The 18,612-nt window shown below is 59.1% G+C and carries 15 protein-coding genes; 5 read left to right on the top strand and 10 right to left on the bottom strand.

The features are described from left to right. Positions 1-109 precede the first annotated feature (109 nt). The 7 genes from JQ629_RS09725 to JQ629_RS09695 all read right to left on the bottom strand — a co-directional run bounded on the left by JQ629_RS09725 (position 110) and on the right by JQ629_RS09695 (position 7,287). Positions 110-1,423: a TRAP transporter large permease gene (locus JQ629_RS09725; RefSeq protein ID WP_249133011.1), complete on the bottom strand. Its 1,314-nt coding sequence runs from the start codon at positions 1,421-1,423 to the stop codon at positions 110-112. Then, positions 1,420-1,947, bottom strand: coding sequence for a TRAP transporter small permease (locus JQ629_RS09720; RefSeq protein WP_212412453.1), 528 nt, complete (start codon positions 1,945-1,947; stop codon positions 1,420-1,422). Before JQ629_RS09720 ends, JQ629_RS09725 begins: the two co-directional genes overlap by 4 nt. Before the next feature lie 36 nt (positions 1,948-1,983). Beyond that, positions 1,984-2,949 carry a TRAP transporter substrate-binding protein DctP gene (dctP, locus tag JQ629_RS09715; protein ID WP_212412452.1) on the bottom strand — a complete coding sequence of 322 codons (966 nt, stop codon included), beginning with the start codon at positions 2,947-2,949 and terminating at the stop codon, positions 1,984-1,986. A 34-nt stretch (positions 2,950-2,983) separates the two neighbouring features. Further along, positions 2,984-4,015: an L-idonate 5-dehydrogenase gene (locus JQ629_RS09710; RefSeq protein WP_212412451.1), complete on the bottom strand. Its 1,032-nt coding sequence runs from the start codon at positions 4,013-4,015 to the stop codon at positions 2,984-2,986. Positions 4,016-4,039: 24 nt separating this feature from the next. After that, positions 4,040-4,807: an SDR family oxidoreductase gene (locus tag JQ629_RS09705; RefSeq protein ID WP_212268174.1), complete on the bottom strand. Its 768-nt coding sequence runs from the start codon at positions 4,805-4,807 to the stop codon at positions 4,040-4,042. Between the two features lie 171 nt (positions 4,808-4,978). Next, positions 4,979-5,647 carry a glutathione S-transferase family protein gene (locus JQ629_RS09700; RefSeq protein ID WP_212412450.1) on the bottom strand — a complete coding sequence of 223 codons (669 nt, stop codon included), beginning with the start codon at positions 5,645-5,647 and terminating at the stop codon, positions 4,979-4,981. A gap of 233 nt (positions 5,648-5,880) precedes the next feature. Continuing rightward, complete coding sequence (locus tag JQ629_RS09695) at positions 5,881-7,287, bottom strand: hypothetical protein (RefSeq protein WP_212412449.1); 1,407 nt, start codon at positions 7,285-7,287, stop codon at positions 5,881-5,883. 303 nt (positions 7,288-7,590) lie between these two features. On the opposite strand from JQ629_RS09695, the gene JQ629_RS09690 reads away from it, so the two are divergent. Continuing rightward, the gene (locus JQ629_RS09690) at positions 7,591-10,293 is read left to right on the top strand and encodes an AMP-binding protein (protein ID WP_349631240.1); all 2,703 of its coding nucleotides are present in this window, start codon (positions 7,591-7,593) and stop codon (positions 10,291-10,293) included. A 56-nt stretch (positions 10,294-10,349) separates the two neighbouring features. Here JQ629_RS09690 and JQ629_RS09685 read toward each other — a convergent pair whose 3' ends face one another. After that, on the bottom strand, positions 10,350-10,841 hold the full coding sequence (locus JQ629_RS09685; RefSeq protein WP_212268180.1) for a septal ring lytic transglycosylase RlpA family protein: 492 nt from the start codon (positions 10,839-10,841) through the stop codon (positions 10,350-10,352). A 703-nt stretch (positions 10,842-11,544) separates the two neighbouring features. Here JQ629_RS09685 and JQ629_RS09680 point away from each other — a divergent pair. Further along, positions 11,545-11,817: a hypothetical protein gene (locus JQ629_RS09680; protein ID WP_211995841.1), complete on the top strand. Its 273-nt coding sequence runs from the start codon at positions 11,545-11,547 to the stop codon at positions 11,815-11,817. A gap of 132 nt (positions 11,818-11,949) precedes the next feature. Here the strand turns inward: JQ629_RS09680 and JQ629_RS09675 are convergent, their stop codons facing one another. Further along, complete coding sequence (locus JQ629_RS09675) at positions 11,950-12,765, bottom strand: DUF2066 domain-containing protein (RefSeq protein WP_212412448.1); 816 nt, start codon at positions 12,763-12,765, stop codon at positions 11,950-11,952. 31 nt (positions 12,766-12,796) lie between these two features. Here JQ629_RS09675 and JQ629_RS09670 point away from each other — a divergent pair, with 31 nt between their 5' ends. The 3 genes from JQ629_RS09670 (at position 12,797) to JQ629_RS09660 (ending at position 17,055) form a co-directional block, all read left to right on the top strand. Continuing rightward, a complete protein-coding gene (locus tag JQ629_RS09670) occupies positions 12,797-13,069 on the top strand; it encodes a hypothetical protein (RefSeq protein ID WP_212412447.1) in 273 nt (90 codons plus the stop codon). A 1,031-nt stretch (positions 13,070-14,100) separates the two neighbouring features. Further along, positions 14,101-15,087 carry an ABC transporter substrate-binding protein gene (locus JQ629_RS09665; protein ID WP_212412446.1) on the top strand — a complete coding sequence of 329 codons (987 nt, stop codon included), beginning with the start codon at positions 14,101-14,103 and terminating at the stop codon, positions 15,085-15,087. A gap of 165 nt (positions 15,088-15,252) precedes the next feature. Continuing rightward, positions 15,253-17,055: an adenylate/guanylate cyclase domain-containing protein gene (locus JQ629_RS09660; protein ID WP_349631239.1), complete on the top strand. Its 1,803-nt coding sequence runs from the start codon at positions 15,253-15,255 to the stop codon at positions 17,053-17,055. A 331-nt stretch (positions 17,056-17,386) separates the two neighbouring features. Here JQ629_RS09660 and JQ629_RS09655 read toward each other — a convergent pair whose 3' ends face one another. Further along, complete coding sequence (locus JQ629_RS09655) at positions 17,387-18,394, bottom strand: lysozyme family protein (protein WP_212412444.1); 1,008 nt, start codon at positions 18,392-18,394, stop codon at positions 17,387-17,389. Positions 18,395-18,612: the final 218 nt, after the last annotated feature.

Raw genomic sequence — 18,612 nt, 5'->3', positions numbered from 1 at the left:
AGTAATCCTTCTTGAGTACCCAATCGGTCATATTGCGTTTCGCTTAAACCGGGAGCCTGGCTATGCGGTCAGGACGATCCCTTGCCAGCATCATGTCGGATCTTATGCGCTACAGCGCCTTCGTCATCCAGGTCGCCACTCCAGGCACCAGATAGACCAGCGCGAGAACTGCAATGCTGATGACGAGGTATGGAACGACCGCCTGGAAGATATGCCCCATCGATACTTGAGGCGGCGTCACCCCCTTCATCGTCATCAGCAACAGGCCGTGGGGCGGCAGCAGCATTCCGAGTTGCATGCAGATCAGGAACAGCACCCCAAACCACACCGGGTCGATCGCAAGTGAGTTCACCAGCGGCATGAAGATGGGAAGCGTGATCAGCATCATGCTGACCTGATCGATGAAGACGCCGAGCGCGATCAGGATCAACAACATGACGATGACCAGCGCGTTGGCCGACAGCCCGCTTTGCGTGATGATGTTGACGATGCCATTGGTGGCGCCGGAGAAAGACAATATTTGAGAAAAGGTCGTTGCTCCGATGATGATGAAGAGAATCATCCCGGAAATAAGCACCGTGCCATGCAGGGATTGCCACAGAACTTTCGGCGTCAACGCCCGGTAGACGCCCGCGAGGACGATCGTCGCGAAAGCGCCGATCGCAGCAGACTCTGTCGGCGTTGCCCAGCCGGCCACCATCGCACCGACGACAAGCCCGAAGATCGAAACCAGCGGCACCACATAGAGCACGAGCGGACTGAACCTCGCCCATCCGCTGTATTCCTTGAAATCGCTATCGGGCGCCAATTCCGGCTTGGATAGCGTGCGCAGGATAATCCACCCGACGAAGAGAACCGAAAGAATGATGCCCGGCATAACTCCCCCGATCAGGAGTTTGGAGATCGAAATGCCGGAGAGACTCCCCAACAGAACGGCAAGGGCGCTCGGCGGAATCAGCATATCAACCGCGCCGATGGCCATGATCGGCCCCGTTGCCATCGTGGGATGATAGCCCCTCGACAGCATGATCGGCACCATCAGGCTGCCGAGCATCGCCGTCGTTGCGATTGTCGATCCCGAAATCGCGCTGAACACGGTTCCGGCCACGACCGCGACCACCGCAAGTCTGCCCGGGACGTGCTTGATGACCCTCTCTATTCCGTCGATGACCTTGACCGCCAAACCGGTGTGAAAAAGAACTTCGCCCATCAGAACAAAGAGCGGAATCGGCGTCAGGGAGAACGTGGTGATCGAGGAGACCGAGCTGCGCACGAGCTGGGACAGGCCGGCTTCACCGGCCATAAAAAGGTAAGCTCCAATCAGATTGATGAGGAGAAACGCAAAGCCGACCGGCAATCCGGCGAACATCAGAACGGTTGATCCACCAAGCAGCAACCAGGCTGCAGCTTCCCAACTCATCATGACACCGACACCTGCTCGTTGCGCGGCTGCCGCGGCCCGTCAATGAGGCTTCGCAGCCGGAAGATTGCCTCGAGCGACAACAGCACGAACACACACGGCAGCGGCAGCAGGCTCCACCACTCCGGATAAACCACCGTTTTAATGAGCATTGCGCTACTGCCCGCGCTTCGCCCGGTAACAACGAAGCCGTACCAGACCATCGTAACGCAACAAGCCAACATCGCGCAGGCAGCAAACAACTCCATCAGCCAGCCGATCCGCGCCGGCACCATGTGGAGCAATATGTCAATCCGGATATGCCGACCGCTTCGCAACAGATACGGCGCCGACAGCAAGGTCATCAGGTAGATCGCAGACTCGGACAAGTCGCTGGCCAAAGCGAAGCCGCGCGGCATCCCTGGCACGGCCACATTGCGCAAGAACACGTCAACGCAAATGACCAACATCATCCCGAACAGTAACGCACATGCCAAGGATACCAACGCGAGGCAAAGCCTGCCAATCGACCGATCCAGCACATCCATTGACCACACTCTCGACACTGGCGGACGTCGCAAATATCAGCGATTCCCGAACAACGCTTTCAGCTTTTCAGCATGCACCGGGCTCGCCTTGCTCGCAGCCGCCCAAGCGACGCTATAGGCGGTATCGACGAAGACCTTCGCTTTGTCGCCATCCAGCTTGATCGTCTGGATGCCGGCATCCGCCTGCCGCTTTTCCTCATCGACGGCGTACTGCTTCCAGAAGCCGTTGCCGGCCTCCAGCTCCAACGCCATGCCGCTCAGGAAGTCACGCTGCTTCTCGGTAAGGCCCTTCCATTTGTCCAAATTGACGATGATGGAAACCTCCGCATCGTAAAAGCCCGGATCGACGCGAAATTTGGTGTGCTGCTGCCAGTTCAGGTCGAACAACCCGCCAATCGGCCAGCCATAGCCATCAACAACCCCTCGCTCCAACGCTGTATAGACTTCACCTGGAGCAGTCGTGACGACATTCGCATTGAGCGCCTGAAAAAACTCGCGATAAACCGGCGTGATCCGGATCTTGAGGCCGGTAAGGTCCGCCTTGTCGATCTTCTTGTTGAGATAGAGATGGAACGGCTGGTTCTCGACCATCCGTGCCAGGTACTGCATGTTGGCTTTCTCGTTCCACACCTTGTTGATGTAGTCGAAGGCTCCGTTCTTTCGTTGCTCAGCGACCGGCCTTTCAGCGAGCTTCAACATATCGGCTTCGGGCATGACATTGGTGTAAAAAGCCCCCGTCGACAGGGCTATGTCGACGACACCCGTCTTCACCGCGTTGCCGACTTCAAATGTGGGAATGGCGCGCGGGCCGCCAATGAAGTTTATCTGCAGGACCCCTTTGCCGCGCTCGTTTACCGATTTCACCCACTTCAAAAGATGGGAAACGTAAAAACTGTTTTCCGGAAAGGCCGTAACGAGACGCAGCGACACTTCCTGCGCCATTGCCGAAGCCTGAAACAGGATCAGGCACGCCACCGCACCCAACAGACGTACGAGCTTCATTTTTTACTCCCCCTGTTATCTTTGTCCGGTATCTTCAGAAGCTTAGCTGAACCTTCATGGATCGGCTGCGATCTCCCGCAACCTCGAAGGCGTGTATCGCCTCTTCCAGTCCAAAAACGCCGGTCAGCAGCGGCGCCAGATCCACCCGTTTCTGGTTGATGAGGTCGACGGCGAGTCCGAATTCTTCATGGAAGCGGAAGGTGCCGCGCATTTCGATCTCCTTGGCCACCACCATGTTTTGCGGGATCGAAACGTCGCCGCCGAGGCCGAGTTGAACCAGGATGCCGCGCGGCTTGAGCACCTCCAGCCCCGAGCGGACCGCCCGTTCGTTGCCGGACGCCTCGAACTGGACATCGAAATAGCCCTTGTTGGCCGAATAGGCGCCGAGTTGATCGGGGGCTTCAGCGACATTGATCACCCGGTCGGCGCCGAGCCCGAGCGCTTTCTGGAGAACCGCGGCCATGACGTCGGTCGCAACGATCTCCCGCGCACCGTGCAGACGCGCCGCCACGATCGCCAGGGCGCCGATCGGGCCGCATCCCGTCACCAGCACCCGCTTGCCGAGCAGCGATCCGGCGCGGTTGACCGCATGCAGGACAACTGCGAACGGCTCCGCAAATGCCGCCTCGTTGATCGAGACGCCGTCGGCGACCTTGTGGCATTGCCAGGCTTCCGCGACGAGGCGCTGGCGAAAGGCACCCTGGATATGCGGCATCGGCATCGCGCTGCCGTAGAAGCGCATGTTGAGGCACTGGTTCTGCTGGCCCTTCAGGCAATAGTCGCAGGCGTTGCAGGGCCGGCTCGGCGACACCGCGACGCGGTCGCCGATCGCAAGCCCGGATACCGACGTCCCCAGCGCCCTGATGGTCCCGGCCACTTCGTGACCGAGGATCATCGGCTCGCGCACCCGCACCGTGCCGAAGCCGCCATGGTTGAAATAATGCAGATCCGAGCCGCAGATGCCGCCGGCCTCGACGGCGATCTCGACCTGTCCCGCGCCGGCGGCCTCGGGTTCACGTTCCTCGACCCGCAGATCGCGGGCGGCATGGATGACGACGGCTTTCATGGTGAAACTCCCGCGGCACGAACCTTACAGACTGGTGGTGATCCCGCCATCGACATAGAGCGTGTGCCCGTTGACAAAGGACGACGCCTTGCCGGACAGGAACACGGCGGCGCCGACCAACTCCTCGACATTGCCCCAGCGTCCGGCAGGGGTTCGCTTTTCGAGCCAGCCCGAGAATTCCGGATTGTCCACCAGCGCCTGGTTGAGCGGGGTCTTGAAGTAACCCGGCGCGAGCGCGTTGATCTGCAGGCCGTATTTGGCCCAGTCGGTACACATGCCGCGGGTCAGGTTCTTGATCGCCCCCTTGGTTGCGGTGTAGGGCGCAATGCCCGGGCGCGCGAGTTCGCTCTGCACCGAGGCGATGTTGATGATCTTGCCCCGGCCGCGCGGGATCATGTGGCGGGCGACGGCCTGGCCGACATAGAACGCGCTCGAAATGTTGGTGGCGAGCAATTGCTCCCATCTCTCGATGGGAAAGTCTTCGAGCGGCGAGCGGAACTGCATACCGGCGTTATTGATCAGGACATCGATCGGCCCGGTATTCTGCTCGATCGCCCCGACGCCATCCTTGGCGGCTTGCGCGTTCGTGACGTCGAAGCCGGCGACCGATACCTTGTGTCCGGCGGACTTGAGTTTCGCCGCGGCCGCCTCCAGCTTGCCGGCGTCGCGGCCGTTGAGGACGATCTCGGCGCCGTGTTCGGCAAGGCCCTGCGCCAGCGCGAAGCCGATGCCCTGCGACGAGCCGGTAATGAGCGCCCTTTGGCCGGTCAGTTGGAACAGTTCAAATGCCATGTAACGACCCCTGCTGGCGTCGGGGGCAACAGCTCACCGCCCGAGCAGCTCCTTGATACCGCTCAATCCAGGCCGCAGGAAGGGGGCGGAATGGATGTAGATTATCGACGACCGCCTGGACCGTATCGCGGCTCATGATGCGCGTTGGCGCCTGGGGTGAACGCCGCTCGGCTATCTCACGGCTGCATCGAGCCATCCCGGCACTGGTCGCCCTTGACTCGACAGGTAACGCGCCAGCGCGGTGACAACCGGCATCACGGCGGGCCGCAAGGTCATGCGGTCGCGCCATGCAAGCAGCCTCGGCGTCTCCTGCCCCAGCACCGCTCCCATGCGTTCACCGAACAGGGCAGCCATGTAGAACGCAATGTCGGCAAAGGTGTAATCGCCAGCGAGCCATTCGCGATCAGCCAAAAGCGCATCCATCTCCAGGTAATAGCGTGACGCACGGTCACGTGCTGCGACTGCGGTCGGGTCGTCGGGCCTGTCCTGCAGTCCCATCAACTTAACGACGTGCGGGAAGTAAACTTCATCGGATTTCATCTCGAGCAGGCGCGCGGCGGCCCGCGCGGCGGGCTTGCGGGGCCACAGCGGCGGCGCCGGTTGCACGTCCTCCAGGTACTCGAAGATCTGTGTCGAGTCGAAAATCTCCACGTCACCGTCGATCAGCACCGGCACCTGCCGCTTCGGATTGACCCGCAGCACCTCGGGATGTTTCGGCTCGTAGCCGCGATCGCGATCGTATGGCACCATGACCAGCTGGAAATCGACTGCCTTCTCGATCAGGGCGATCTGGACCTTGGCACCAAACATGCTAAGCGCTGCGGAATAGAGGATCATCATTTTCAGCTTCTTGTTGTTCTGAGTTTGCGACCGGTGCGATGAACGCGTGCGCCATGGTCCAATGCATCACAGTTTGATGTCAACGCAAAACCGCAGGATACCTGTGAAGTGATCGAAGCCTGGCCGGATACGCGCAACAATCCCGTCGAGCGTCCTTGCGGGCGATTGCCTCTCCCCTGCTTTCGTGAGAAGCCGCCGGCGCCACCGCAGATTGGCACATTTCCATCGCCGATTTACGTTCCCATTTTGAAGGCGTGAGAGCTCTTTTCCCACAAGGATCTGCTCAGCGAATACAGACACGCTGCGTACAGCAAAGCGCCTCCTCCATAGACACACACATAGGCGACGATAAACGTGTCGATGCTCCAATGAAACAGAAACATAAGAGCGCTGATCAGCACCATCCCCGCAAGGGTAATGTTGGCGCGACGGGCGAGCGCCTCAAATTTTCCCGCGCCGACCAGCACAAATGCGCACGTTGTTTGTATCAGCATGAACACGAGCATTGCACAAAGTGCCGTGCGCATGGTCGGCGAGACTATTCCGCTATGGTTCAAAATAGTACCAAATATCCTTTCGCCGAACATGGAGACCGCGACAATGCCCAGGGTCATCGGCAATAAACCCAACAGGAATCCGGCCGCAGTTGCCCTACCCAATCCGGACGCATTTGCGTTATGTAGCGCGCGCGTTTGATGAGGGAGGGCCGTTTCTGCGCCAATCAGGTAGGTCACCATCGCGAAGCGCGACACCTTATGGAACATATCGAACGCGACAATTGCCGATCCATCCCCTGTTGCAGACAGCAAGTAATACGGAAAAATGCTGATCACAAACTCAGCCGATGACGACACGACCGCCGCGCGCGCCTTCCGAAATTTGCGCCTCAGAAAAAGCAAACCCTTGAAAAACACTCCACTCTGCAATGCAAAGCCGTGTGGGCGGGCGAGCCAGACCAGAGCTGCTATCGACGTCACCCATATGAACAAGCTCAGCGCGCCATATGCGACAAACGAAAGGCCAAAAAGCATCGCGATGGTCACCGCCAGGATCGCAACACGTCTCACCAGATCAACGCCCTCCGTCCAAACAAAGCCATCCCTGGCGTTGATGGCCGCGCGAAGCGGCATACGTGGCAACGGACAGACAGCTCCGGCGAAAATCAGGAAGTAGGCGATGCCATGATGTGCGACAGGAACAATGCCGGCAATCAACGCCACACCCAGAATTGTGACGGCGATGGCAGCGATCGCGGTGTAGATCGTCACGGTCGCTCGCACCAGGTCATGGTCACCCTGGTTCGCCTTACGTTTGTGAACCTCACCCAGGTAGTGAGACCGCAGTTCGGAAAATGTCAGAACGGTAATTCCGAGATCGCATTGCACCACGAGAGCAGCGACCGCCAGCAAGCCCGCAATAAAAGCATACGACTCGAGGCCAACTGTTCGAATCAGCACATACGCGAGGACAAAATTCGATACCGCCATAAGTGCGGCATTGAGCCCCTTCAGCACAAGAAGAGCTGGCCAGCTATGCGTGCCGCGGCCCAGGCCCGCTAGTATTGCACTTCTCAGGCCTCGCTTGCGAATTGCCAGTGGTGGGTGAAACCGGAATAGAGACATAGAATCATCCGCGCCCATCGGAGCCTGGCCGGCCGCACGTGAGCAAACAAGGCGGGCGACCCCTGTTACATGACGAGCAACGCCTGCCTGCGACCATTTTCGTAGGAAAGGCCATGCGCCAGAGCTCTATCGCGTGCCCGATACGCTGCCAACGGATACAGAACTCCATAAGGCAGAATTCACCTACCCATCCGAGGTACTCATCATTGCCAGTTGTCCGGTCAGTGGGGAGGTGGGTGTAATCCTTGCCACTGCGATTGCAGTGGCTTGGTGTAGCGGCGGCACACAGCGGTCACATCCTTGTGGTCACGGGAGGCTTGTGTGACGAATTTGCTCCTGGAAAACGCGAACTCCGCTCGCGCGATCTGGTCCGAGGGAGCCTCGTCCGTCGGCGACGGCGCAGAGCCCGAGGTCCAATGCACGCTGGGCCAAGTCATCGGTCGGACTGCCAGCCGGTTCCCGGACCAGCCTGCGATCGTCTCCACCAAGTTTGCGCCGCTGACGTACCGCGATCTTCAGGGCCAGTTGGATGGCATCCGTCGGCAGCTTCGTTTGGCCGGGTTCGATTGCAAGACCCGGATCGGGGTACTGATGCCGAACGGCGCGGAGGCGGTTCTCGCCATCGTGGCAGTGGCCTGCTGCAGCATCGCGGTTCCTCTCGATCCGCGACTGTCCGAGGCGGAATTCGATCAACGTCTCGACATGCTGCGCCTGGACGCGCTTCTCGTGCCGCAAGGCAGGGCCTTTGAAGCGCGCCAGGCGGCTGAGCGGAGAACGATTGCCGTGATCGAAGCCGCTCCGATCGGACACGGTCAGCTTGGACTAAATATCGCCGTGCAGGTCTCCAACTCGCCTGCGATCGACGCCGAGCCTGATCCGGGCTCGCCTGCCTTCATCCTGCAGACGTCGGGCACGACCGCGCAGCCGAAGCTCATTCCGTTCAGTCATAGCAATATGCTGGCGGCGGCCGCACGGCTTCAGGCCTGGTTCGGCCTCACGCCTGAGGACCGCTGCCTGAGCGTGTCGTCCCCTCACTACTCCCATGGGCTCAAAGTAACGGTCTTCACACCACTGCTGACGGGCGGCAGCATTGCTGTCCCGGCGAACTTTGCCATCGTGGCGCTGGATGAATGGCTCGATGCCTTGCGGCCGACCTGGTACTCGGCGGGTCCCACGCTCCACACTGCCGTGCTCGACAAGGCAAAAAGCCTTGAGGATGCGCAGGCGGCGCACACCCTGCGGTTCGTTGTATCGGGCGGCGCGCCACTCCCGAAGGAGGTGCAGAACGACCTGCAGCGCATTTTGGGCGTGCCGGTGCTGGAGCATTATGGTTCCAGCGAAGCCGCGCAAATCGCCACCAACCAGCCGTCGCCCGGTCCAAACAGGCCAGGGACTTGCGGGCAACCTTGGCCTGATACCGTGGCCATTGTTGGTGAGGATGGACATCCCTTACCAGCTGGCGAGCGGGGCGAGGTCTGGGTTCGCGGCCCCACCGTGATGTCTGGCTATCTCGATGCGCCGGAACTCGATCAAGCTGCTTTCAAAGAGGGTTGGTTTCGCACGGGCGATATCGGCAGCCTCGACCAAGACGGCTTCCTGTCGCTGCACGGGCGCCTGAGCGAACTGATCAACCGCGGCGGTGAGAAAGTCGCCCCTGCTGAGGTCGAATCCGCGCTACTGCGCCATCCCGCCATAGCCGAGGCCGCTGCTTTCGCAATCCCCCATCCACGCCTTGGCGAGGACGTCGCAGCCGCCATCGTTCTCCATCCTGGTGCGCAGGCGACACCTGCGGAGCTTCGCCAGTTCCTGCAACACGCCTTGGCCTCGTTCAAGATTCCGCGGCGCATTCTGATCCTCGACCAACTGCCAAAGGGGGCGACGGGAAAGGTTCAGCGGCGACGGCTGCGCGAGTCGCTCGACGGGCTGTTGGGTGATCAGGGCGCGATGCCCGTGCAAGCTGTGAACAAAGGGCCATTGGATCTGAAAGCTGAATTGCTGACCCTGTGGCGGAGGCTGCTCAAGTCCGAGGCTGTGACGATCGACGATGATTTTTTCGCCAGCGGTGGTGACTCCCTTCTAGCGATGGAAATGCTCATCGAAGTCGAGCGGCTCATCGGCCACCGCTTACCGGAAACGATTCTGTATGGGGCAGAAACCATCCGCCAACTTGTCCCAAAAATCGCCATGCAGACAGGCACCCCGGCGACGCCGTTCTTCCAGTTCGGTGCCAGTTGCGATCGGCCCCCCCTGTTCTTTTTCAATGGGAACCTCGTTGGCGGCCACTCGGGTATGCGGCGGATGGTAGAGCTTCTCGGGCCCGATTATCCAATCGTTTCGATCGATCCCCATGGTCTTCATGGGGAGCGGATTCCGCCGTCGATCGAGCAGATGGCCGCCGACCGCCTGCCGCTTGTTCTGGAGAGGCAGAGCAGCGGTCCTTTCCTCCTGGGCGGCAAATGCAACGGCGCCATGGTGGCGTTTGAAACAGCCCGCCTGCTGATGGCAGCCGGCCACAAGGTTGATATGGTGGCGATGGTCGACCCGCCGACCGTCAGTGCCCGTCCGGTGCCGCGGGCGATCATCGGGCTGATGAAGCCCCTGCTTCCGCTTTACCCTCTGCGCTGGGCATTTGAAAAAATGGCGGAGCTGGAGCGTTACTCCAAGGCGTCGACGAGCGCGCCGATTACGACTGCCGAGCTCGAGATTCCGCCGGCGTTGTGGCACGCTTATTCAGCCGCAATGGCGCAGTATCTTCCGGCACCGCTTGAGGTCCCCGTGACTTTTTACGCGGCCGAACACGACGGCCGGGCGTGGCGGCATCTCAGTTCTCAACTCGACGTGGTCGAGGTGCCATGGGGACATCATGGCTGCATGACTGTCGGCGCTGAATATCTGGTTGATCATCTGCGGCAGAGAATTGACGTTCTGGTTGACGGCGCGCCCTCTGCCGTTGAACCGCACTTTTCGCCGATCGGCTGTCACGGCGCGCAAATCGGTGGCCCCGCACTGGTCATCGAAACTTGAGGATCGGACCAGGGCGGCAGCAACGCAAATTGGGCCGTACCAGTGCCTTGCGATGTTCAGCCAACCGGTCCGGGGATCCAATAGTCGCCGGAAAGCGGCCTGACGCTTACGCCGTAAATTACCCCGAGCTGCAGGCTTGGATCGAAATGGCGCATCGTCCGCTCATTAAGGTCAATGATGCGGCCAGGCGTCAGCGGCCCCACGTCATTTATCTTGACGATGACCTTCTTGCCTACAGCCTCAACGAGAGCATATTTCGGCCTCGCGCCATATCGGACCCCACCAAATTTCTGGCGCAGACTCGTCTTGATGGCAGCCGCCCAGACAGTGGGCTCATAGCGCTCGCCGGAGGCTGTGTTCGGGCCGCCCTCCCGCCATCCCGGCCGGAACGGATTGTACGTGGATGCTGCGCCAACGATCGCATCCCCAGAAGCGGCAATGACGACGGCGCTTGAATGAACTGCAGCCATTTCACTTCGAGCAACGGTAACAGAAATGGCAAGCAGCACTACGACGCCGCAAATTGCGGCGCTCGAGCGAAACAACATCGTAACTCCTCGATTGATTTTCTGGATCGTTCGGTTCCCGATCCCGCAAAAAATGGTCAAGCGAACGCGGATGCGTTGACGAGCTTGCGCCGATTTTTTGCGGCTTCGTGCCGACACTGGCGACGGAACCGTTGTGGGAACCAGGGTGGTCCTCCACAGGTGTCTTTCCCACCGACTAAGAAAGAAATTGCGTCAGCAGCATGACTGAATAGAGGCGCTTGGTGAGGGCGTGAGCAGGAGCACGCGTCTGGCCGATGTCGGCTCGGGTCACAAGCAGACGTTCAAGCTGATCCATGAGCAAGTCTGCTTCGGCCTCACCAGCGGACATGAGAGGCGACGGCGACACGTGATCAGTAAGCGTCTCATCCGGATGTGAGTAAGAGAAGTCTGCCTCGACCTTGAGAAGCAGTCGAGGACGGATTGAGAGGCGTCAAATAATCAGGGAATTCTTCGGCCGGATTCCACTGCCGGCCCACTGCTCAGTGGGATCGAAATTTGTCTCCGTTGAAAGTCTCCTCACAACGGGAGTATCCGAGTTAGCTGAGTGGAGCACACCCGTGGTCCCTGGCTGCCCTCGGGTGCCAATTTCTGCTTTTGCATCGTGGGCGGGCAATATCAGTCGCATTGGTCTCACTTCCAGAAGCGAACAGGTTGCTGCAAACTGCATCTGTAATCTCGCGATTCGTAGATGTCTTGAGGACCCATGAACGAGACCTTGATATCCGCCTGCACGATGTTTCTCATTCCAGCAACGCTCTTGTTTGGCGCTTTAGGTGTCGCGAACTCGTCCTTTCTCAAGATGCTGGTCTGCTTGCTTGGCATCGCCACGACAGGGCTATGGCTTTACCGGATATGGTGGTGGACAAACCTGTCTTTGATTGATCGCAGAACGGCGCTGGGTCTCGCGGGCATGTTTGCGTGCGCATGGCTGGTGACATTCCTGGTGCAGTTGAAGAATGTGTTCTCGTCGCGCTGACTGGCTTCGCCATCGGCTGACAGCACCCTGGCTCACGACGTCGTCGGCGAGCGCGGTGTAACCGCCTCGGTCGACATCATCCGTTATCGCGCATCGATCCGCGTCGCCGCAGCCTTGCCGAATAGCGGCTCGCTATTGATGCCCGGCAAGGATTTGCGCGGCAGCGCCGATGCCTTGCCGGAACGCCTCGTCGAACGTGACAGCCGCAAGCTGCCATTGCTGCGACCTGCCCTGCCAATCGAGCTGCCAGTCCGAGTTCCACCGCAGCTCCTGATCGTCCCAGACGAGGCGCACGATCAGCTCGCCCTCTCCGCCCCGCCCGGCCACGGCTTCAGCGATCTTCGCGGGCGCGATGCCCGCAAGCGCAAGCTCATTGGCGCCGAGGCCGGCCAGCGCTGCGGCATCGGGCAGCACGATGGGCATTCCCCGCTTGGCCGCGGCCGCCAGGAGGGCAGCCCGCTGCAGATCCGTCTCTTTCGAGTCGCCTGCAACCACGTATCGTCGCGCGCCCGGCTGCATCTCCACGAAGACGCCAAGCACCGGGCGGCGGCTAAGCCATGGCTTGACGCCCAGCTTGGCAAGCATGCCGTTGATGGCAGCCTCGTCGAACTCGGCCGTCAGAATGAAGGAGCGGTCGCGGGTGCCCTGCTCGTCGTTCTTCGGCTTACCGCCCTTTTCATCGCGGTAGGAAAAGTCCCGAACCAGTTTCGCAGCATCGGCCTTGTATGGGTCGAGACGCGGGTCGCCCGCGAGCCGCAGCATGCCGCTTACCTTGATGAGAACGTCTTCCAGGCACGATGCGAAGCCGAGGATACGGTTTGCCTCGCCCTGCCCCGTCACGATGGTTTGCGCGCGATAGAGTTCTGCCGGTGGAATAGCGTTTGCCGCGTTAGCGAGCCCCGGTTGCTGTGGCGTGTCGGCGGCGACGGCGGGGAGCGCAAGCAGCACTACCGCCGCGATTGCCGCCAGAAGGTAGGGAATGGAGCGTGTCGTCGCTGGATGCGTCCTCACGGCCGAAAGCCCTCACTTGATGCTGGCCGGCGACGCAGTGCTGATCGCACCGGTCTCCAGGCAAGTTCTCTGCTGGGTATTTTACAGGAAAACCGACGATATTGGGGGCCAGCGAGAGCTGCCTTGCAGTTTCCGATTAGAGCGCGAACGTGACCAGTTGATACAGCGCATAGGCCAGCTGCACGCCCAACACGGCCAAGGCTACGATCATCAAAAAGGAGCTGAAATGCATGAGGGTTGAAACCAAAATGCCCTCTTGAACTGACAATTCTCGCAAGAAGACTTCGAACTGATCAGTATGTCATACTGCCCTACAAACGTTTGGCAGTTCGAGAAGGAGGCTTCCGCCGCCGCGGAAGTAATGTCATTGCCGCGAACCTCTTCTTGGCCGGAGGTCGCTTGTCGGACAGAAGTTCACGCCTACGTGCCGTAGAAAATCTTCATCCCCCACACCACGACGATGACGGCCGACACCAGCGTGGCCGCCGTCAATATACTTTCTAAGGAAGCGACTCTCATACTACTACTCCGCTTCCCAGCCCCGTTTGCGGTCTAGTTGATTCGTTCGGTCCGCCGCAATCGCGGGAGCGACTGTGTTGAGCGCTCGCACGGCAATTGTGGTTTGCGGGCCACATCATTCCCGTAGAATTACGGGCGCAGCGAAGGATTCGAACTCCTGGTACGGCCGGGCGGCAGTCGTGATTAAACCAGTCTCCGCCGATAGTCTCCGCAAAACGGGAACATCCGGCATCGGCGACTTCCACCCCGGGAACGGCGAACTGGGAGTCTGGAGACGAAATCGAATGCGCGAAAAGCCGGGATGCCCGGCCCTATCTCGCGTTTCTTGGGAAGCCTCGCCGAACGCCGGAATCGCTGGCTGGCGACGCAGTGCTGACCGCACCTGTCTCCGCTTATTTTCCCTGCAAACAGGGAATTTTACAGGGAAATTGGCGATTTTGGCCGCCTTGAGACATTGCAAATAGTCAGAAACCACTACGACATAGGCGTTTTGCACGCAATTTCCTGATCCAAGTAACAGGGAAATGTTTTCGGTTAACAGGGTAGTCGTCCTGTCGTAACTGGGAGTTTTTCCGTTTTTCCGCAACGACCGCTTTGCGCCAAAAGCGGACGTTCCATCGAGGTCAGGCTTTGACCCGAACCGGACAATTGTGATCCGTCGGTAGCCCTGAAGCTGCTATAACTTGGACTCGGGGCCAAACCGCTCGGCCTCGCGATCGCGTAATCTTCCTGTGAGAAGGCGCGGTGATCCGAATGAGACGATTTGCCGATAGGTTGCCGGTCCTCCTAGTTGTGCTGCTTGTCTTCGCGTCGGCAGCCGCAACCCAGCCGGCGCCGAGAGTGGCGCGGATCGGAATGCTTTGTGCCCCTACGTGCAACGTCAATCTTAACGACACTTTTTTGGATGAGCTTCGTAAGCTCGGCTGGGTCGAAGGGGCCAACATCGTCGTCGAGCGCAAGGACCCGGATTATCACCTCGACCGACTTCCGGCGCTCGCCGCCGAACTGGTGCGATCGAAACCTAATCTCATCGTAGCCATCACTCCTCAGTCTGCGCGCGCCGCAAAGGATGCGACCTCGGACCTGCCAATTGTAATGCTTTTCGTCGCCGATCCGGTCGGTATGGGGCTTGTCTCAAGCCTTGCCCGTCCCGGCGGAAATCTGACTGGTGTCGCCACGGTGGCTCCGGGCGATTTCAACGGGAAGACGCTCAGCATTCTTCGAGAGGCTTTGCCTCGGGCGAAACGCGTGGCGGTTTTCATCAATCCTTCAAACGAAGCCCATCGGCTGATGTATCCAAGGGAGGCGCCACCTGCCGCCGCCAAGCTCGGGTTTCAGCTCGACCTTTTCGAGCTGCACGATGCACGGGAAATTCCTGGCGCCGTTGCCACCGCTAAAGACCAGGGTGCAGATGCTTTGTGGATATGGGGTGATCCCGTCCTTTCCATCCCGCCAAACCGATTGCCTGATCTCGCAGCGCAGGCGGGCTTACCGTCGATTTCCTTCATTAGCGGCTTTGCGCAAGCGGGCGGATTAGTTGCTTACGGGCCGGAATTTCCTGCCTTGGCGCGGCGCGGGGCTCACTATGTCGATCGGATTCTGAAAGGCGCCAAACCGGCCGAGCTTCCTGTTGAGCAACCCACCAAATACCCGCTTGTGATCAATCTGAAGACGGCAAAATCGCTCGGTCTCGAAATCCCCGCGTCCCTTCTTGCCCGCGCTGACGAGGTGATCGAATAAGGCTTGTTACTACCGGTTTTGGCACTTTTCGGACCTCTCGAGGCGCCCTGATGTCGTCCGTTTATCGAGGTGCAACGGACCTCGCAAAAGCGCGCGGCGGCTTCCGCAAATGACCCAAAGCGGAAATCGGCCCTAGCCCGGCGGCTGCCCGATATGCTTTGATGCTTGGACCGAACCAATCGGGAGCATTCTTTGACGGGGGAACGGCCGGAAAGGCGTCTAGCAGCGGTTCTGGCGGCCGATGTTGCCGGATATAGCCGTCTCATGGGCCTCGACGAGGAAGGCACACTGGCCCGGCTCAAGGCGGTCAGAAAGGCCCTCGTTGATCCCGCTATAGCTTCCCATCGCGGGCGCATCGTCAAGACCACCGGCGACGGCATGTTGGTTGAATTTGTCAGCGCCGTTGATGCGGCACGCTGTGCCGTTGAAATCCAAAAGGGCATGGCCGAACAGAACGGGTCTGTGCCACCGAATACGCGAATCGAATTCCGCATCGGTATCCACATCGGCGACATCATATTTGATGACAACGACATCTTCGGAGACGGCGTCAATATTGCAGCTCGACTAGAGGGCAGAGCTGACGCCGGCGGCGTTTGCATCTCTGACGACGCTTATCGGCAAGTCCGCGGCAAGGTCGAGATCGCCTTTGATGATCTTGGACCACAGGCCCTCAAAAACATCGCCGAACCAATGCGCGCGTGGCGGGTCAGGTTTGGCGGTCAAGGAGCGGCGACACTCACTCCGGTTTCAGAGACTTCAGCGCTTGCTCTGCCTGACAAACCGTCCATCGCCGTGTTGCCGTTTCAAAACATGAGCGGCGATCCGGAACAGGAATATTTCGCCGACGGCATGGTCGAAGACATCATAACTGAATTATCGCGCATCAAAGGACTGTTGGTGATCGCTCGCAATTCAAGTTTCACCTACAAAGGTCAATCAGTCGACATCAAGAAAGTAGCTGGAGAGCTAGGTGTTAGGTACGTTCTCGAAGGTAGCGTGCGCCGAGCAGGAAACCGAATACGGGTCACGGCTCAGCTTATTGAGGCACAAGGTGGCGGCCACGTATGGGCGGAACGGTACGACCGGGATCTAGTGGATATCTTCGATCTTCAAGACGAGATTACCCGGAGTCTAGTTTCCACCATTCAAACCGAAATGATCCTGTTAGAGGGCAGCCTTGCTGAGCGAACCACAACACCCAATTTGAAGATATGGGATATGGCAAAGAGGGCCTATCCGCAATTCTATGGCCTTACCCGAGAAAGCCTTACGAAAGCCGGTGAACTAGCGCGAGCGATGATTGCGGCCGACCCAACCAGCCCCGAAGGTCATAGATTGTTATCACTCGTCGATTCGCATTTAGTCTTTATGGGGTTCACCCGAAAGCCAGAAAAATTGAAAAAGGAGGCTCTGGAGTCGATCCAGACAGCATTGTCCATTGTGGAGAATAACGAGCATTCGAATTGGGCGCTGGGCTTAGTCTTGGGTTTTCTCGATGAGAAGTACGACCAAGCGGGAGCAGCATTCAAACGAGCGATAGAAATCAATCCAAATTTTTCACTAGCATACGGTGCTTATGGAACTGTGCTCGCCTATGCTGGACGAGCCGAAGAAAGTATTGAAAAAAACCAATATGCAATCCGGCTCAATCCCCGCGATCCAAGTATTTTCTTTCGCTACTCCGGACTTTCTATCGCATATTTCATTCTTTCAGATTTCCAACAGTCGCTCAAATGGGCAACGCTCTCAGTCGAACGAAAGCCGGACTGGTGGTTAGCCAGGGCACTTATGGCTGCATCGCTTGTGCAGTTGGATCGAAAAAACGAGGGACTGGAAGCAGCTAAGGCCCTTCTCCAAAAAGCGCCAAATATATCGCTGCACGCACTTCCAATTGAGCCCGTCCGCCCAGCTGCCGCAAAGAAGTTGTTTTATGAATCTCTCGGCGAGGCAGGCATACCAGCATGAGTGGAGATTATTTCCGGCATTTGCACGAAGCGACCCTTCTGCGATGTTCTCCTTCCGAAATTGGCACTTTTCGGACGTTAGGGCTCGGACGAATGTCCGCTTTGCGCCAGAAGCGGCCAGTCGGCCATACTTGGACGCAGATCTAGTGGGAGCGGTGGGCGGACGTCCGGTTCACGGGATGGCCGCCTTTCACCCGGAAGAAAACACGCTTCACTCACGGCGCTATGTCGGCTTTGTACCCGACATTATTCGATGAGTTCAAAACGCGCACATCGCCGCCCGCGTCGGGTTCGGCGAGCCGACAGCCGCCGGATTCCTGCTGTCAACAGAATTACTGGATTGTCCCTGCAGCGGCGGTCGCCATGTATTTCGTGTAGAATTCGGCAACCCGCGCGCGCCACATGCCGACGAACGCCTTCGATGTCACTTTGTCTACCGATTTCCACTCCCGCTTGAGGGCCGGAAGGGTATTGCCCCAGATCGCGCGTCTGCACCACTTTTGGCCCTTCTCTCTGCCTTCGCTGGTGGCGCACATCGATTTCCAGGCGATGCGATCGGGCTGGCTGATGTGCTCGGCGGCGCCTTCCCACCCCTGCTGATGGATCAGGTAGAGATCGCTCAGGTCTGGCTTCCGGTGCGCGATCCACTCGAACAGGATGCCTTCGGTAATGACTTTGTAGGCAGCCGCGATGGCATTATCCCGGGGACTGCGAATCTGCCCAAAGCCGAATTTGCCGAACTCCTTTTCGCTAAGCTGAAACAGTCCGATATACGACCCGGTGCGTTGATTGGGGTCGAAACCGGACTCGATCTTTGCAACCGCCATCATGAAATTAAAATCGAGACCGAAAGCGTCGGAAGCGCGCTTGATCTCCTCGGCTGGCGTTCCGACCGGGATGTCCTTGAGTGAACGCAAGACGATCTCTGCCGGTTTATGGGCGGGTGGTAGTTCGGACCAAACGTAGTAGATTAAGTGCCGGAAATCCTGCGTCGCCTGCGCCGGCTTGGGCGCATCATTGGACGCATCTTGTCCTGCAGAAAGCGGCGTGGCCGTAACCTGCTCGCCCAGCGCCGCCAATTTTGGCGCGACGGAATCGTCGGCGATTTCGGCTCGGGCCGTCAACGGTCCAGAACCCGCCGAAGTCACTGAGGCAGTCGCAGCCTGAAGCGCCGCTGCAAGCTTGGCCGATGCCTCCGCGTAGAGCGCAGGCGCTACTACGTTCTCTGCTGCTTCCGGTATTGCATCCGGCACCGTCGCGACCGGCCTGTTTCCGCTGGCCAGATAAAATCCCATGAATGCAACGGCACCCACGATGCAGCTGGTCTGCAAAGCCTTCATTGTCCCAACTCCATGGATGGCTTCCGTAAGAAGCCCATTCGCATGTCCCTTGGCCCGTCGTGGTCCCGTGCAAAATCTTATGATTGGAATGTGGAGCAAGCGAAAGCAGACTTTCAGTTCGCCACGTGTTGGTCTTCACCTGCCATGTGCCGGCAGGCGACATGGAGGCCCACGGCAACGTACCGATATCGCGCCGTCTAGCACAACGTTCAGGATGG

It is taken from the genome of Bradyrhizobium sp. AUGA SZCCT0222, assembly GCF_018130205.1.
In the GTDB taxonomy this organism is placed as follows: Bacteria; Pseudomonadota; Alphaproteobacteria; order Rhizobiales; family Xanthobacteraceae; genus Bradyrhizobium.
The sequence above is the reverse complement of the archived record's forward strand: the minus strand, read 5'-3'. Positions and strand labels throughout refer to the sequence as shown.

Bases quoted from the DNA above. Each gene is read 5' to 3' on its own strand.
- JQ629_RS09685 (WP_212268180.1), bottom strand. From the start codon at position 10,841: ATGTTGTTTCGCTCGAGCGCCGCAATTTGCGGCGTCGTAGTGCTGCTT.
- JQ629_RS09720 (WP_212412453.1), bottom strand. From the start codon at position 1,947: ATGGATGTGCTGGATCGGTCGATTGGCAGGCTTTGCCTCGCGTTGGTA.
- JQ629_RS09695 (WP_212412449.1), bottom strand. From the start codon at position 7,287: ATGGGCGCGGATGATTCTATGTCTCTATTCCGGTTTCACCCACCACTG.
- JQ629_RS09655 (WP_212412444.1), bottom strand. From the start codon at position 18,394: ATGAAGGCTTTGCAGACCAGCTGCATCGTGGGTGCCGTTGCATTCATG.
- JQ629_RS09705 (WP_212268174.1), bottom strand. From the start codon at position 4,807: ATGGCATTTGAACTGTTCCAACTGACCGGCCAAAGGGCGCTCATTACC.
- JQ629_RS09680 (WP_211995841.1), top strand. From the start codon at position 11,545: ATGAACGAGACCTTGATATCCGCCTGCACGATGTTTCTCATTCCAGCA.
- JQ629_RS09670 (WP_212412447.1), top strand. From the start codon at position 12,797: ATGGAGCGTGTCGTCGCTGGATGCGTCCTCACGGCCGAAAGCCCTCAC.
- JQ629_RS09700 (WP_212412450.1), bottom strand. From the start codon at position 5,647: ATGATGATCCTCTATTCCGCAGCGCTTAGCATGTTTGGTGCCAAGGTC.
- dctP (WP_212412452.1), bottom strand. From the start codon at position 2,949: ATGAAGCTCGTACGTCTGTTGGGTGCGGTGGCGTGCCTGATCCTGTTT.
- JQ629_RS09710 (WP_212412451.1), bottom strand. From the start codon at position 4,015: ATGAAAGCCGTCGTCATCCATGCCGCCCGCGATCTGCGGGTCGAGGAA.
- JQ629_RS09665 (WP_212412446.1), top strand. From the start codon at position 14,101: ATGAGACGATTTGCCGATAGGTTGCCGGTCCTCCTAGTTGTGCTGCTT.
- JQ629_RS09725 (WP_249133011.1), bottom strand. From the start codon at position 1,423: ATGATGAGTTGGGAAGCTGCAGCCTGGTTGCTGCTTGGTGGATCAACC.